The sequence below is a fragment of the Acanthopleuribacter pedis genome (genome assembly GCF_017377855.1).
In the GTDB taxonomy this organism is placed as follows: domain Bacteria; phylum Acidobacteriota; class Holophagae; order Acanthopleuribacterales; family Acanthopleuribacteraceae; genus Acanthopleuribacter; species Acanthopleuribacter pedis.
Genome location: NZ_JAFREP010000022.1, coordinates 1 through 16,731 on the forward strand (window position 1 = coordinate 1; position 16,731 = coordinate 16,731).

Genomic DNA, 16,731 nt, shown 5'->3' on the forward strand with positions numbered 1-16,731 from the left:
ACGAATGAAACCCGGCGATTTCTGTTTTGGCTCGATTCTTAGCTTTCCCAAAGCAACCTCCTGAACCTTTTCCAGGAAGTGTAGCCGTCTCGACGCTTTGCGTCTGAACCCTCGTTGGTAGGCTTACGGAAGATTTCGGGGCGTGCATCGCCGAGTACATCGCCGTAACCCAAGTAATTGGCGTCCTCCCGTTCGAAACGCAGCCGGCTGGAAAAACCCCCGCGACCGTTTCCGAGGAACAGGGAAAGTTCGCCGAAAACCGGGCTCATCACCAAATCGTTGTTGCCGTCACCGTCGAAATCAGCGGCATGCAGGCGGCAAATGCTCGATCCGGGAATTGGGATGGTGGTACCGGCAACCGCATTGCCGGTGCCGTCGCCGAAATAAACGGTGAACCCGTCGGTGTTGTCGATAAAACTCGAAACCGAATAATCCAAAAAAGTGTCGTTGTTGATGTCCGCAATCGCGGTGAAGTTACACCAACCAAGTTCTTCCCGCGTCTGGAGCGAAAAGGTGCCGTCGCCGAGGCCGAACATCAAAAGAGCCACATAAAGAACCAACGCACAAATAACGTCACAAGATCCCTCGCTTATAAAAAAACAATCTTCTACACTTTATACGAAAACATCGTTAAATTCAGATCAAGACAGCAAAAAAAGCATCATTCACCATTAACCAAAGCAAGAGACCACAAACCCAAACATATTAAATTAAAATAGTTAACGCCGCAACAACGGAATCAAAACAAAACACGCTTATACAAAACCTGTTTCTTTTTTTAATTATCCTTAACTCAAAACCAAGCAAACCACAGAAGTTATCACCGCTTCACAAGGCTAGTAATTTTTTTAAGATCCCAGGCGGTGCCGCCGAAACAGTTCCCAAGGACGACTGAGACCTAAACTGAGCAATTCGTGTGGATGATTTTTGCCAAAGATCTGGTGAGAAAGGGCTTGAAAAAAGTAGGCCGGGATCGCGCACGACGTGCTCCCACCGGGTGCATCGAGCATTTCTCCAAGCCGTTGCAGCCCAGATCTTTGGTGAACATCGCCGTCAAGAATCGCTTCGTTTAGGTGTGACCGTTCTCGCCCCGATATGCCGGTATGACCAAGCTCCCGCCGGAAATGGGTCGGCCTTATACCTAAGAAGCGCGATAACTCGCGGTGATTTAGGCTAAACCTCTGGGCTGCAACGGTCTGTGAAAATGCTCACCGCACCCAATCGGTGCGCGTCGTGCGCGACCCCGACCCGCTTTTCCCAAACCATTTCGCTCCAGATCTTTAGCCAAAATCCCTCGCTCTTATCGCGCTTCTTAGGTTATACCGTGTCCTCTCGGAAGAAAACCAGGCTCCCGGCGGAAACGCCCCCCCCACAAAAACACGCTGCCAAAATCGATTTTATCGAACCACCGCCGCGCTTGAAACCACCGCCAAAGTTTTCACAACCGGACCCGGCATTCCTTGTTGCCTTGCCGCCCGCAAGTGCTAAACTGAGCTACTTCACGCTTTTTACAGCCCCTCGCGAAAAACACGCCGGTCGAGTAAAACCGCCCCTCGGCATTGGCCGGATTCCGGTTCGAACCATCGTTTGTTTCCCGATCCAATCCATGCGCCGCCTCGGCGGCCCCGCGCTACGCCCTCTGCCATGGTCGCCCCCTACCGACGACCCAGTTCACCTTGTCGAACGCCGCCGTGAGTTACTTATGTTTCAAATCCCCGGATACGAGATCGGCCAAAACCTCTACCAAGGCATTCGCCACTTGGTGTTTCGCGGTACCCGTCTGCGCGACGGCTTATCGGTCGTCATTAAAATAAAAAACATCGACCAACCGAACAGTGAAGATCTGGCCCTGTTCCTTCATGAGTTCCGCACGGTCCAACAACTCCACCACGAGGGCATTGTGCGCGCCCTCGACACGGTGGTTATGGAAGATTACCTGGCGATTGTTCTGGAAGATGTCGAAGGCGTCACCCTCGCGGCCTTCCTCCAACAACGCCCTATCAGTCTCGACCTGTTCCTGCCGATGGCGATTCAACTGGCGGATACCCTGGAGGCGATCCACCAGCAAGGCGTCATCCACCGTGACATCAAACCGGAAAACATTCTCATCAACCAAAGCGGCCAACCCCTGCTCAGCGATTTCGGCCTAGCCGTCGGGATTGACGCGGACGGCGTCGGTCCCCCCGGTTTTGATGAACACCAGCGCAGTGTCGCCGGCTCCCCCGCTTACATGGCACCGGAACAGAGCGGACGCACCAACCGCGTCCTCGACGACCGCTGCGACCTCTACGCGCTCGGCGTCTGCTTTTTCGAAATGCTCACCGGCACCCTGCCCTTCCAACACGAGGAACCGGCGGCGCTGATTCACGCCCACTTGGCGGTACGCCCGCCGGTACCGCACCACCGCAACCCCACGATTCCCAAAACCCTGTCGGCCGTGGTGCTCAAATTGCTGGAGAAAAACCCGGAGGATCGCTACCAAAGCGGCGCCGGACTCAAGGCCGACCTGGAACTGTGCCGCGATCAACGCGCCGAAAACGGAACCATCTCCGCCTTCCCGCTCGGGCAACAAGAGAAAATCAAAAAGCTGATTGTTTCTAATAAGTTGTATGGGCGCGAAAAACAACTGGCGAGTCTGCAAGAAGGCCTCCAACGGGTCGCCCAAGGTTCAGGCGAGTTCGCGGTGGTCACCGGCCGTCCCGGTGTCGGCAAAACCACCTTGATCCGCGCGCTTTACCCGGCAGTCCAACAACACCAGGGCTACCTGCTCGAAGGCAAATACGCGATGCACCGTCGCGAGGTACCTTATAGCGCGGTGGTTGACGCCTTCCGCGGCCTGATCCGCCAAATCCTCACCGAATCACCCCAACAACTAGAAACCTGGCGCCGCCGCTTCGAACTGGCAATGGGTCGCAACGCCTCATTGATGACGGAGGTGCTGCCGGACCTGGCTAAAATCACCGGGCCCACGGCACCCGTCGCCACCCACGACCCGGTCAAGTTTCGCAACCAGTTCGAAAGTTTTATTCGCGCTTTGTGTCGCGCCGAATCGCCCCTGGTATTGTTCCTCGACGACGTGCAGTGGATCGATCTGGCCAGCCTCTCGCTACTGCAAACACTGGCCATGTCCCCGCGCTTCCGCAACTTATTTATGGTGATCTCCTTCCGCAACAATGAGGTCGGCCCCAGTCACCCACTGCGTTTTGTGCTGGAAACACTGGAAAAAAACACCAATCTCAACGCGATGCGCCTCGGCCGCCTCAACCGCGAACACGTGCGCGGCCTGATCGCCGACAGCCTGCACAAAAACCCCGGCGCGGTTTCGGGTTTGGCCGACCTGTTGTGGCGCAAAACCGGCGGGGTACCGCTCACGGTCCGACGCCTCATGCTCGACCTGTTCCACCGCGGCCTGCTGCGCTTCGACCACCAAGACGGTTGGACCTGGGACAACGAGGCCATCGAAGAAATGCCCCTCGACGAACCCCTCGCCCGCCTGCTACAAAAAAACCTGGCCTCGCTGCCGCCGGCGACGGTGGATGTCCTCGCGGTGGCCGCCTGTTTCGGCGACACCTTCCGCCTAACCGAACTCGCCAAAGTCGCGGGCAAGGAACCTCAAGAATTGGGCGACCTGCTCAAACCCGCGGTGCAAATGGATGTGGTCCACCGGGTGCGCGTTGGCTACGCCTTCCACCACGACCGCCTGTGCGAAGCACTCGTCACCCGGCTCACCCCGGAGGAAAAAGGCCGGATCCATCTCAAAATCGGCGCCTTGGAACTGGAACGCCACACCCAAAAACCGGCAACGGAAACCCTTTTCCATGTGGTTCACCACTTCAACGCGGGCGTCGACCAAATCACGGACCGCGAAGCCCGACGCCGTCTGGCTCAGCAGAACTACGAAGCCGGCAAACACGCCTTCGCCGCCTCCGCCTTTGCCAACGCGGTCGCCTATTTCGACATGGCCGACGACCTCTGGGAACGCGAGGAAAACGACCGCTTCTGGCTCGACCTACAACAACAACGGCTGGCCGGCCGCTACCTCAGCGGCGATCACAGCCGCAGCGAGTTGTTGCTGCGCGAACTCCTGCCGCAAATCGAGGCCCCCTTGGCGCGGGGCCGCCTCTACGCGGTCGCCATTCAACTCCGGGTCCACGAACAACGCAACGCCGCCGCACTTGACATGGCGATGGAAGCCCTGAACGAATGGCAGGTTAAGCTTCCCATTCACAGCGCGGTCGCCGAGGAGAAAACCCGCGCCATGTGGCAACACTGGTCCGCGTTTTCCAATCAAACCCAACCCGATACGCTGTTGGAAAATCCGCCGCCCCCAATGGAGGACAAGGAACACCGCTTGTTCATGACCCTTTCCGCCGGGGTCCTGCCCGCCACCTTCCACTGCAACCACCACGCGCTCGACCAGTTCCTCTACGAAATGTTGCAGCGCTCCCGCGAACACGGGTTTAGCCCGGAAACAGCCCCGGCCCTGCAGCTCTTCGCCGCACGGATGCTCACGAGCCACCGGGATTACCGCGAAGCCTACCGCCTCAGCCGCTACGCCTTGCAGGTTGCCGAGGTGATCGGCGCCGCCCACGCGGCCGGCCGCTGCCAACTCTTCCACGGCGTGTTCCATCAATACTGGGGCGAACCCATCGCCGACGGCGAACACACTTTCAAAAAGGCGGTCGAACGCTGTCTCGAAGCCGGTGATCCCCTGTACGCGGCGTTCGCCGCCGACGCGGTCGTTCTCAACAGTTTCATGCACGGGGTTTCCCTGAACAAAGTCATTCATCAAGCGCTTAAGTACCTGCCGTTCCTACGCATCACCCGCAATCAAACCTCGCTGGACATTTGCAGCTACTGTCTGCACCAAGCCCTGCGTCTCGCCGGCCCCCAAGAACACCCCGATCTCGAAACACACGAACCCCTCAACGAAACACGTTTTTGGGCACGCATCGAACGCGATGGCAACCAATACCTGATCGCGGTTTGTTCGGTGGTCAGCCTGTTCACGGCCCTGCTCGAAGACGACATGCCGCGCGCCCAAGACGCGGTCAAACGCCTGCAACCCCGTCGCGCCTTCCTCCTCCACACCCAACGCCTCTACGAGTCTTTGCTGCTCGAAGGCTTGGTCACCGCGCGCGCGGCAGCGGATCCAAAAAAACGTCCCCAAGCCCTGGTCACACTCAGAGAAACGTTGTGCGAATTGCAGCATTGGGCCGAAATCCACGCGCGAAACTTCGGCGCGGGCGCGGCCCTCATCCACGCGGAAATACTCGGCCTGGAAGACGAACTCAACGGCGCACTCCACGCGTATCAGGCAGCGGTCCAAGCGGCAAAAAATAACGCGGCCCATGCACTCACCGCGCTGATTTTTCAACAAATCGAACGATGTTTTGCCAACCATCAACTCGGCACCTTCGCCTACACCTCTTCCCTCAAACCCCAGCTATACCTTCGTTTATGGGGCATGACCCTTCCTGGCCGCCACGACGACTTTCGCTTTAACGCGGCACCGGTGGAGCAAAATTTCAACCTCAGCAGAACCCACACCACCGCCCGTAAGGATTTAGAGGATTTGGCCGTCGGCCAGGCATTACAGGTCCTCGCCCACGAAGGCCGACCCGCCGACTTACTCAAAACCCTGGTCGACATCATCGTGGAAACCTCCGGCGCCGAACGGGCCGTGCTGCTGCTTGAACGCGAACGCCATTTTTATGTGGAAGTCATCCACACACCCGATCCCGAGGAAAACGAGGTACTCTGCTCCATCCCCCTGGAACACTACAAAACCTTGCCCGCCACCCTGCTCCACTATGTCCTGCGCACCAAAGAAACCACCGTCCTCCACCAAGAAGGCGACCATCCCCCCTTCCACCAAGATCCCTATTACCAAAATGGCGCCTGCGCCTCGGCCGTCTGCATTCCCCTTCCCCTGTGTAACCGGTTGATTGGGTTGCTGTACCTGGAGAACCGCCTGCTCGCCGGCCTGTTCGCACCCAGCCGCCTACAAATGGTGCAGCTTATCGCCACCCAGGCCGCGGTGTCCCTGCGCAACACCCAATTAGGCACCGAGCTCAGCCGCGCCCGCAACGATTTGGAACAAAGCAACCAAGCGATGTCCCGTCGCATCGAGGGACACTCAGCCGAAATTGAAGCACGCGACCACGAACTCGCCGTACTCGAACGCTTGGTCCAAGTTTCCAAACGCAAGCAAAACTGGTCTTCCGATTTGGCCCACATCCTGGAGGAAGGTCTCGCCCTGCTGGAGTCCGGTCAACACGCCCTGTTTTTCTCGACCTTCACCAAACCCAACAGCGTGTCCCTGGTCGCCTCGGTCGGCTATCCCACGCCTCCCGGCCAAATCGATATGCCGCAAATCTACCTGGAACAAACCATCAACGAGAAAGCCGAGCAGTGGGAATCGGGCGTGTACCGCATGGCGCGTCGCGATTTTCCCATCCAGCTCATCGGTTGGCAGGAAGAGGAACAGGATTACCGCTTGGTGCTGCTCACCATTTGCCCGGAGGAACACGTCGAGGCGCTGCTGGTCTTTGAACACCAAGGCGAACCGACCGATCACGACACAACCCACCAACAAATTCGCAAGCTGGCGCGTTTCCGCGACCACGCGCTTTCGGTATACGTCAAATCGAAACTCATGTTCCAACTGGAACAGTCCAACCAACAACTGGCCTCGGCCCAAGAGAAACTGGTCAACCAGGAACGCATGGCGGCGGTGGGCGCGCTCGCGGCGGGGATCGGCCACGAAATCCGCAACCCGCTGAACTTCATCAACAATTTCGCCATGGTCTCACGTGAACTCACCCAAGAGCTGGCGGTCCTGCTGGAGCAACAACAGAAGTTTATTGAGGGTCCGGCTTACGAGGAAGTCGACCTTTTGCTCAGCGACATCACCGACAACGCCCTGCTGATCCAAAACCACGGCGAACGCGCGGCGGGCATTATCAAAAGCATGATGTTGCTGTCGCGCGGCCAATCGATGCACCGCGAATTGATCGACGTCAACAACCTGGTCGATGAGTACACTGACTTGGCATATCACGGGTTACGCGTGCAACAGACTTCCGCCAACGTGCGCATCGAACGCACCATGGACCCGGCCCAGCCCAAAATTTTTGCGGTGGCCCAGGACCTTAGTCGCGTCATCATCAACCTGGTAAACAACGCCTTTTACGCGGTGGTCAAAAAGAAAGAAACCAGCGACGACAGCTTCCAGCCGCGCATCCGTGTCACGACCCAAGGCGACGGCGACTACGTGCAAATCCGCATTTACGACAACGGCACGGGTATCCCGCGCAAATTGACCGACCGCATTTTTAATCCGTTTTTCACCACCAAGCCGGCGGGCGAGGGCACCGGCCTCGGGCTGCCAATCTGCCGCGAGATCATCGAGGAACAACACCACGGCGAAATGACCGTCAGCTCCGAGGACGGCTTTTTTACCGAGTTCATGTTGCGCCTCCCCCGCGACAGCCGCCGCACCGGCCGCCGCCGCGGGCAACGCCAAGCCCAACCGGCCGCGGATTAATCCGAAACCGGCGCGAAGGAACCCATGTCGGCCAGCAAGCGAGCGCGTTTGCCGCTTTGGAAGAACAAGGCGCGCGCCGCGACGAAACCGTCGGCCTCGAAACGGAGCGGGCCCGTGCTCGGGTTGTCATAAAGGTCGCGTAGTAAAACCGTTTGTACGCCGTTCGGCAACAAGGTTAGGTGCCGCGCGCTGTCGGGGTTGTCGACCTGAACCAAGCGCACCAACACCGGGTTCTCGTCGCTGTTGATGAAGGTGATTTCGGTGTCGGCGTCGGCCCGATCCAGTTGGCCGCGGCTCAGCGCGGTATCCGACTGCACCTCGCTGAACAATCGCGTGAAGGGGTCACGGTTTCCATACAGCAACAACTCGCGCAAAGGCACAGAGCTCCGCCAACGCACCGAGGAAGCCCCGCTTTGCAGGGCGAAACCATGCTCGGCCAAGGTTTTCCACTTGCGGCCAGGGGCGAGGGTGATCGTTTGTTGCGCGAGTAGGTCACCCCCTTCGTCGAAATGGTCCAGTACCACATCGGCGGCCTGGCTGCCGGGATTCACCAATACCAACCCGGCGAACCACACATCCGACTCAGGCGGTACATGGATCAACCCTTCGCGCGCATAAGCCGGCAACAAGGGTTCCCGTGTTTTCTCGGCCACCCCGGTTCGGCCCAAGGATTGAAACGCGGCCAGTTCACCATCGGCGCGCAGGCGCACCCAGTGAAAGACGTCGCGGCGCAACGGTTCGATCAGCTGATCAATCGATTCGCGCCATGCTTGCCCCGGCGCGATGGTGAACTGCTTTTCCAGTACCACCACGCCGTCGGGCGCCACGCCTTCGAGGGCCACGGCCACGCTTCTGCCGAGTTTGTGGCTTAATTCGATGTCCAGCGACCAGTGTTCATCCAAGGGGACGTGGGGGATCACATAGGTCCAGGGAACGATCTGCTGCTCCAAGGCAAATTGTTCCTGTGCGATCTGATCCGGCCGTGGTTCGTCCGGTTCGGTCTCGGCCAAGGCGGTAAGCTGGAAATCGGCGTGGCTCTCCGCGAGCCGAACGCGCCGGCGCATTTCATAAGCCTCGCCGGCGATGCGGGTCCAGCCCTGATCTGCTGTAAGCGAAAAGCGGTCGGGTTTGAAATTGCGGCGGGTGCCGCCTTTCCAGGAAAGCAACCACTGGTCGCCCTGGGGCACCCAACTCAAGGAACGCAAGGGCCGATCCGCATATTCGGGGTAATCGTCGCGTTCGTAGGGGAAACATAAGAGATCGGTGTTGGCGGGATCGCGTTCGCCGCTGTAAATACTCCAAAACGGCGAATCGAGGAAGAAATCGGCCTCACGACAACGGTCGACAAAGGGATTCCCGCGCCCAAAAACCCGCCGTAACCGAGGCAACAGGTCTAAATCGGGGAACACTAAAAAGCCACAATTGCGGAAGTACAAGGTACGCAGGTTTTGGCAGAAAGCCAGGCCGTCCAACCGCGATAGCGCGGGGTTACCGGAAACATTAAGCAGGCTCAGCTCGGGTAGGTTTTTAAGGTTGAGTCGGTGTTGCAAGTTATTGCCAGCGAGGAGCAGCTCGGTCAGACCCGTGTTTTGAGGAAAGTCGATACCCGTGATTTGGTTTTCAGACAGCGCCAGTTTTTTCAGGTTGGGTGGCAGGGTCGGCCGGAGCCGCCCGGACAACCCCGCGTGGGCCATCGTCAGAATTTCCAACTGGTTCAGGGCCGAGAAGTCGGGTAAATCGCCGAGCCGAGCCCGCGCGAGGTCAAGGTTGATCAAGGCGTCCCAAGCATTGTCGCTCAGGATGGTTTGGAGCTCGTGCAGGGAAAGGCTGCTCCCGTGCAGCGTCAAGCGCGTCACCCCGCGCACGTCGGCACGCAGGTTGGTCAGCGGTGATTGTTCGAAATGGAGCTGTCCGCTGAACTGCATGCCGCCGAAATCCAAGATTTCCGGGAACACACAACGCAGGAACGCGGCACGTTCGGTTACCTTGATCCGCTCAAAGGCGCCGGGATCATCCACGACAACACCGCCCAGGGTCAGAGCGGAAAACCGCTGTGAGGCCAATAAGGGTTGCGGCGAGGTTTCGCGGGCATCGTCCAAGGTCAAAAAGGTTAAGCGGGATGAGCGACGCAGATCGACCGCCTGGGTATTCCCCCGCAACAAAAGGTTGAGAGAGGTTAGACCCGACGGTGTTTGCAGTGGTTCAGCCAGCGCCGTGTTTTGCAACGTCAGCCGACGCAAAGGGCGCCCCTTGAGATCGGGGAAAATAATAGGCCGTACCGTCCTGTTCTCAAAACGAATCGACAAGTCCTCAAGCGTCCTAAAAGCTTCCAAACCGGTGAGGTCCCGTACATCACGAAGCGACCAAGAGGCGGAGACCACCTGGTTCACCTCGTCGTGCGTCAAGGTACCGTCGCCGTCAATGTCATATTTCCCCAAAAGAAACAATTCAAACATGCGGTCCGGGACGCGGACGGGCGTTTTATCCATGGCGCCGGCTGCTGCTGTTGGCTTGGCCTCGCGGGGCGTGAACGTCCAGGAAAACCGTTCATTCGCGGCGATACCGGTCTGGAATTCGAGGTATAACGCGGCGGGTGGTTGTTCGAGCGGCACGCGGCCGTCAGCCTGCTGGGTGTCATGGTTGAGCCAACCCTGGGACACAAGGGTGCGACGGCCCGCGGCGTCTTCCATCCACAGGGTAAAACGCCCGCCGCTGTAAGCATGCGGTGTGGACGAAAACTGCAGTTGGAAATCGAGCCCCTCCGCGCCGGTCGTGAAATGCGTCTGTAACGGCGAGCCGATGTGGCGCTGTAACGGGGTGTGTTGCACGACCGTGATCGCCAGGTCGTCCCGCTCGATTCGCCAGGAGATACCGCCGTGCGAAAGCAGCGGCGCACCGAAGCGACCCGCGTGTTGGATTAACCCGTCCAAATCGGCCTCGGCCCAGCCGGCCCGCGCACCGCGCCGGCGCATCAGTTCTTCATCAAAAAGCGCGGCCATGTCGGCGGGGTAACCCTGGTGGGTATGCAACCCGACGCGATAGTCCGGTGTTTGATAGCTTTGTTGTTCATAGGTTTGGGCGGGTGACAAGGCGTGCGCAAGCCACCAGACCGTAAAAAACGCGAGCGGGCCGAGACGGAAAGGATCCGAACAATGATTCACCAACATTTAAAATCCCCTTAATCGATTTGGAAAGGGACAAGCGGCAGCGGCCGCCGTGTCCCGTTGGGATCCGCCGAACACGGGCGGGTCAATGGCAGAAAAACCGAGATTGGATCGGGCACGAGGTCGCAAAATGGTTGTGCCCGCATGCCCATGGCGCATCAGGACCATGCCCGATGCGCCATGGGCGCCGGTTGGTGGGGGTTAGTCCGAAATCGGGGTGAAGGAACGCATGCCCGCGAGGAAACGGGTGCGTTTGCCGCTCTGGAAAAACAAGGCGCGGGCGCCCACGGCGCTGTCGGCTTCGAAGCGAATCGGGCCGGCGGTCGGGTCGGCGTACAAATCGCGAAGCGACACGGTTTGCACGCCCCAGGGCGTCAGCGTCACCCGCCGTTCCGAGTCTGGCTCATCACCCTGGAACAGACGAATCAAGGTGATGTTGTCCTCGCTGTTGAGAAAGGTCAGCTCGGTATCGTCAGTAACCTGTTCCAAAAAACCTCGGCTCATGACGGTATCGGTTTGCCATTCGCTGAACAAATGGGTGAAGGGGCGGCGGTTGCCGTAAAGCACCATTTCGCGCAGCGAGACATCCGAGGCCCAGCGCAGCAACGATGCCCGGCGCTGGAGCGCAAAGGCATCATCCGCCAATACTTTCCACTGTTGCCCCGGCTGCAGCGTCAGGGTCTCACGGCCGATCAAAGCACCGTGATCGTTGTGATGCCACAACATCAGTGAAGCGGGTTGGCTTCCCGGATTCACAAACACCAAACCGGCGAACCAATGATCGGCGCGGGGCGGCAGGTGCGCCACGCCCTCAAGCGCGTAGGCCGGCTGCAAACGATCACGGGTGCGTGCGTCCGATTCGCGACGACCCAACACCTGAAAAGCATCCAGCGGGCCGTCCGCCCGTAACCGCATCCAATGCAACACCTCGCGGTCAAGGGGTTCGATCAAAGCATCAATCGATTCACTTTGAGTTTGCCCCGGCGCAAGTGTCAGTTGTTTGGTAAACACCACCACGCCGTCGGGCGCCACCCCTTCCAGATCCACCGTTACCGCGCCGGCCGCGGCGCTTAACTCGATCACCTGCGACCAGCCCCGATCCAAGGGAACGTGAGGCAGAATGTAGACCCAAGGCGCGGCCTGTTGTTGTAACGAAAAACGTTGCACATCAATTTGCGGCGAGCTACCGGCCTCATCGGGTTCGGCCACGGCGGCGAGTTCAAACGCGACATCGGCTTCGGCAAGCATGATGCGACGCCGTGTTTCATAAGAACCCCCGGCCTCATTGGTCCATGCTCCCACCCCGGTTAGTTTGACACGCTCCGGCTGGTAATTGCGACGCGTGCCGCCTTTCCAGGTAAGCAACCATTGATCGCCCTGGGGCACCCAACTCAGCGCGCGCAACGGCCGGTCGGGAAAAACCGGCCCCTGCTCCCGTTCATCCGGGGTACACAACAGGTTGGTGTTGGTCGGTGTGCGGAAGCCGTCGCCTTCCTGCCAGTGTGAACTCGTCATGTAAAGTTCGGCCTCGCCACACTGATCCACCAGGGGGCTCCCGTAACCGTAGACCCGGGCCAGACGGGGTAACACACGAAGATCGGGGAACACCGGGATGTTCGTATTGCGGAAGTACAAGGATTCTAAACCGCGACAAAAGGGCAAGCCGTCAATCCGCGGCAAGCGCCTATTATCGGACACATCGAGACGCAGAAGGTTGGGTAATCCGCGCAGGTTCACCGCGATCTCCAAGCGATTCCCGCTTAAATCGAGTCCTTGCAACGCCGTCGACGGCGAGAAAACAACTTCCGTCATTTGGTTTTCAGCCAAATTCAGGCTCGTCAGGTTCGGCGGCAAGGAAACCGCCGGCAATCCTGGCAGATCACAACGAATCAAGCGCAGGTTTTTCAAACCGGGCACATTGGCCAAATCGGGGAAGCGGTCCAGCAAGGCGTTGCGCACATCCAAAACCTCCAGCGCATCCCAGTCATTTTCCTGAAGGATCCGGTCCAAACTGTCACTGGTGAGGTTGTTGTCGTCCAGAAACAGATGGGTCACCTCGCTCAAATCGGCGCGCAACAGCACAAACGGCGTTTTAATCATCCTGACCCGACCACCGAAACCCATCCCGCCCAGGTCGAACCGGGGCGCTACCCGGCATGCTTGGATGAGACATTGTTCGGTCACCCGCACCTGACTGAAACCGGCAGGATCATCAACTACCACGCCGTCGAAAGAAAGGTCCCGCAAGACATGTTTCCCAAACAAAGGTTGCCGCGCCCCGCGCAGGTAAAGAGAATTTAACCGAGGTGAGCCGCGCAGGTCCGCCGATTGACTATCTCCAACCAACGTCATGGAGAGACGCTCCAATTCAGGCGGTGTCACCAAGGGTTCGCTAAGGTAAAAATGAAACAACCGAATCGCGCGCAACGGCAGATCGGCCAACGAGGGGAAATGGATCGGGATGTTGCCGGCGGAACCGTAAACAATCCTCAGCGTCTTGAGGTTTGCAAAGGCATCCAGGCCGGTGAGGTCCTTGATCGTACTGGGCAATTCCCAATCGATCTCTTCCACATCAGCGACCTCGTCGGTGGTGAGTAGCCCGTCCTCATTCGCATCGAACCGCGCCAACAGAAAACGGGCGAAGGCAATGTCGGGAATGTCGATTACTTCCTTGCGTTTCACAAGCGCGGCTGTTTGGCGCGGCGCCGCAACAGGCGCGAACGACCAGAAGAAGGTTTCGTTTTCAGCATGGCCCGTTTCGAAACGCAGGTGGAGCGCGGCCGCGGGCGTGTCGAGGAAAAAGCGGCCGTCGGCCTGCATGGTATCGCCATTGAGGACGCCCCGTGAAACAGCCAAACGGTTGCCCGCCGCGTCCTCGGCCCACAAGGTGAAACGACCCCCGCTGTACCCTAGCCGCGTCGACTCAAATAGGAGGCGGAAATCAAAAAAGCCGTCAGCGGTTTTGAACTCGGCCAGGAGTGGGGACGCAACCGGTTGATTGAGTAGGCGCAAAAAGCGGCCCAGTCCCGTTTCGCGCGCGTTTGTCACGCTGTCGATCAGGCGACCGTGGCCGTAACCGGTCGGCATTTGGTTGAACCACACCAAATCGTCGTAACCCATGGATTTTAAAGTGTTCAGGTAGGCGCGGATGCGTTGTTTGATCTCGGGGCGAAGTTCGCCGTCGCCCCCGCTTTGTGCCCAGGTTCGGTGCTCGGCGGGCTGCCCCGCGAAGGCCAACTCCTTGGCGATGAATTGCAGCGGCCTTGCGCCGGTGAACAACGCGGCGATGTCGCGGCTCACGCGCTGCAATCGTTCGGTAACCTCGCGCAACGCTTTCGTTTCGAAGCTGTCGTACGTCAAGTAATGGGTAATCGCAACCGCCTCGAAGGGACGCGCGGCCGGATCAAGGCGGCCGTCCTCCAGCCGTTGTTCCATTTCCTCTTGAAGCCCATGCAGCCAGCCGTCGAAACCTGGGTTGTAGCCGCTCAGGTTGGCCAATACCAATTGGCCGGGTGCCTCCGTTTCCCGCAGCAGATCGTGAAACGCCGTCAGCCAATCTAGGTAACGGTCGGGCGCAACCGGAATCAAGCTATCGGGTTCGTTACCCAACAGCCAGTAGGCGATTTTGGAACCCCCGTTTTCCGTGCGTGCGGCGGCGGTGATTTGCGCGATCAAGTCGCGCGTCAGTTGGCGCACAAAGAGCGCGCGTTCATCCGCGCGTTTACCAACCGCGGGCAGCGCGGGCGGCTGAAAGCGGGGATGGGCAAACAGCGGGGCGGCGGCTTTGGCGTTGGCACCGACACCTATCCCCGCATCGCCGCGATTCTCCTGAAAAAACAGCGGCGGCAACGGATCATCCAAAGCAGGCAGCAACACCAGTTGAACCATCACCCGCGCAACGGTTAATTCGCGCAATGATTGGGCCGCGTCTTCGTGCAGCACCGCGCGGTAAACCGAAAGTCGGCCGGTGTCCTTGGGTAAGAGGGAATCACCTTGGAACGGCTGAAGCGTGATCAAACCATCGGCGGCGACGACCGCCACCCGAAAGGCACCTTGGGCGTGAAACAAGAAGTCACCCACATGGAGGGCTTGAAGCGGATCCACGCGGAGACGCAAAGGTGTTTGCTGTACGACCGCGACGGCGAGGTCGCGGCGTTCGATACGCCAAGAGATGCCCCCGTGCGAAAGCAGCGGTGCATTAAATTGGTTGGCGTGATCAATTAAATGGTTGAGGTCGGCGTCGGCCCAACCCGCGCGCACGCCGCGCCATTGCATCAGTTCTTCATCCAGGAGGGCCGCCATCTCGGCGGGATATCCCTGGTGGGTGTGCAGCCCGATCCGATAGTCGGGCGTTTCATAAGTGGTTTGTTCAAAGGTTTGGGCGGGAAGTGGGCCGGTCGACAGGTACCAGACCATCAAGAAAGCAAGTGGGCCGAATGATAAGCGGCCGAGGTGATTCATCAGCATCAGTGATCCTCGAAATGGAATGTAAAAGGGAAACGGAAAAACGATGTCATCGATGGGTTTCCCTTGAACAATTCCGATGCCGGCGCGAAACAACAGAGCCAAACTTTTTCTTCTAAACCACTTACCTTTCCAGCGCTCAAGCTCGCCCACGAGGTCTTCGCGCGTCGCCCAATTTTTTTCTCTGTTACCGGTGTTTGAGACAGCACCCGTCTCTTCAATAGGAGGCCAAGGCCTCACAGAGCAATTGGTTCACTTCATACGCACCCATTGCTTCCGAGATCTCAAGCGCGGTCCGACCGGCCCGTGACAGGTGTCACGGGTGTCCCACAACTTTTTTCACGCGCGTTCATGACCCGCGACACTCACGCTGCAGCCCCGTCGACCTTTAGAGTTAGGGGCAGATCACGGGTCGGTCTCGCCGCCGACCCTTTTCACACAACGCGTGATGCGCCCACTTTGGGTCGCACCCGATGAAATACCCGAGATCACGCCAACCGCCCTCATCTAGGAGTCCTGCATGTCTGCCAAGCACCTTTTTCTGAATATCGCCCTGATTCTGTTCGCCTTGTTCCAACTCTCCGCGCTGAACCTGTCCGCCATGGAGCCCGCCACCGCCAAACCCAACACCGACATCCCCAACCCCAGCCTGTTTTATCCCGCTTTCGCCGAGGATTTCACCGACAGCAACCATCTGGTGTTCCAAGTTCGCGTTGAAGAGCAGGTCCTTTTGGAGGAAAGCCACCACATCGCCAAACTCACCGAAGACGGCGCCATCGCCTTATTCGGCAGTCAGCCCAAAAAAGCGGCTGAACTCGCGGCACTCCATCACGCGGGCAGTTCGGTTCGTGTGCAAGCCTTGGTTGACGGCGAGCCCTACCACGAATTTAGCTACGACGATTTGAAAGCATGGCAGCAAGGTTTGTTTGACGAGGAAGGTTTTGAAATGGCCGCCCACATTTCGGTCACCCCGACCAACGTGGTCTCGAAGCGGGTGAAAACCGGCAAAACAACCCCGGTCCTGATTGACTGCCGCGACGACGTGCGCAACTGCGCCTGTCCCCAATGGGCCTCGCATCCTTCCTGCAGCGGCGACCCCGACGGCGACGGTATCACCAGCTATTACGACAACTGCGATTACGTCGCCAACGCCAACCAAAACGATTGCGACGGCGACGGCATCGGCGACAAATGCGACAGCAACAATGTGGTCACCCGCCCCTATTGGACAACCCTTAGCTTCCATACCGAATTTTCCGGCACGTACCGCTGCATCAATAACAGCCTCCACGAAGTTTGGTACGACTTCGATGTCAACCAATTGAATTACAAGCAACTCGACTGCGCCACCGGCCGGGTCATTTCCACCTACCCCGCCGGCCAGGCCCCAACCTTTAAGTTCCGTGGGGAACGTTATGTCAACATCGGCTCACCATGCGGTAAATAACCGCCCTTAAGCGACACCTAAAAAAGCGGCAGCAATGCCGCTTTTTTTAATTCTCGAATACCCTTGGCACTGCCATCGCGGTGATGTGCTGCTTTTGATCCGCCGTC

General features: G+C 58.7%; 5 protein-coding genes. 2 read left to right on the forward strand and 3 right to left on the reverse strand.

The features are described from left to right. Positions 1-38: 38 nt before the first annotated feature. Complete coding sequence (locus J3U88_RS21715) at positions 39-536, reverse strand: FG-GAP repeat domain-containing protein (RefSeq protein ID WP_243436079.1); 498 nt, start codon at positions 534-536, stop codon at positions 39-41. A gap of 1,166 nt (positions 537-1,702) precedes the next feature. Between J3U88_RS21715 and J3U88_RS21720 the strand changes: the two genes are divergently transcribed. Further along, positions 1,703-7,549 carry an ATP-binding sensor histidine kinase gene (locus tag J3U88_RS21720; RefSeq protein ID WP_207861085.1) on the forward strand — a complete coding sequence of 1,949 codons (5,847 nt, stop codon included), beginning with the start codon at positions 1,703-1,705 and terminating at the stop codon, positions 7,547-7,549. Here J3U88_RS21720 and J3U88_RS21725 read toward each other — a convergent pair. Beyond that, positions 7,546-10,716 (reverse strand): leucine-rich repeat domain-containing protein, encoded by a 3,171-nt coding sequence (locus J3U88_RS21725; protein WP_207861086.1) that lies wholly within the window; start codon positions 10,714-10,716, stop codon positions 7,546-7,548. The two genes, J3U88_RS21720 and J3U88_RS21725, sit on opposite strands and share 4 nt — an antisense overlap. A 198-nt stretch (positions 10,717-10,914) precedes the next feature. Next, positions 10,915-15,180, reverse strand: coding sequence for a leucine-rich repeat domain-containing protein (locus J3U88_RS21730; RefSeq protein ID WP_207861087.1), 4,266 nt, complete (start codon positions 15,178-15,180; stop codon positions 10,915-10,917). A 517-nt stretch (positions 15,181-15,697) separates the two neighbouring features. Here J3U88_RS21730 and J3U88_RS21735 point away from each other — a divergent pair. Continuing rightward, the gene (locus tag J3U88_RS21735) at positions 15,698-16,624 is read left to right on the forward strand and encodes a thrombospondin type 3 repeat-containing protein (RefSeq protein ID WP_207861088.1); all 927 of its coding nucleotides are present in this window, start codon (positions 15,698-15,700) and stop codon (positions 16,622-16,624) included. Positions 16,625-16,731: the final 107 nt, after the last annotated feature.

Coding starts and splice junctions, on each gene's coding strand:
- J3U88_RS21715 (WP_243436079.1), bottom strand. CDS start 536: ATGTTCGGCCTCGGCGACGGCACCTTTTCGCTCCAGACGCGGGAAGAA.
- J3U88_RS21720 (WP_207861085.1), top strand. CDS start 1,703: ATGTTTCAAATCCCCGGATACGAGATCGGCCAAAACCTCTACCAAGGC.
- J3U88_RS21725 (WP_207861086.1), bottom strand. CDS start 10,716: ATGTTGGTGAATCATTGTTCGGATCCTTTCCGTCTCGGCCCGCTCGCG.
- J3U88_RS21730 (WP_207861087.1), bottom strand. CDS start 15,180: ATGCTGATGAATCACCTCGGCCGCTTATCATTCGGCCCACTTGCTTTC.
- J3U88_RS21735 (WP_207861088.1), top strand. CDS start 15,698: ATGTCTGCCAAGCACCTTTTTCTGAATATCGCCCTGATTCTGTTCGCC.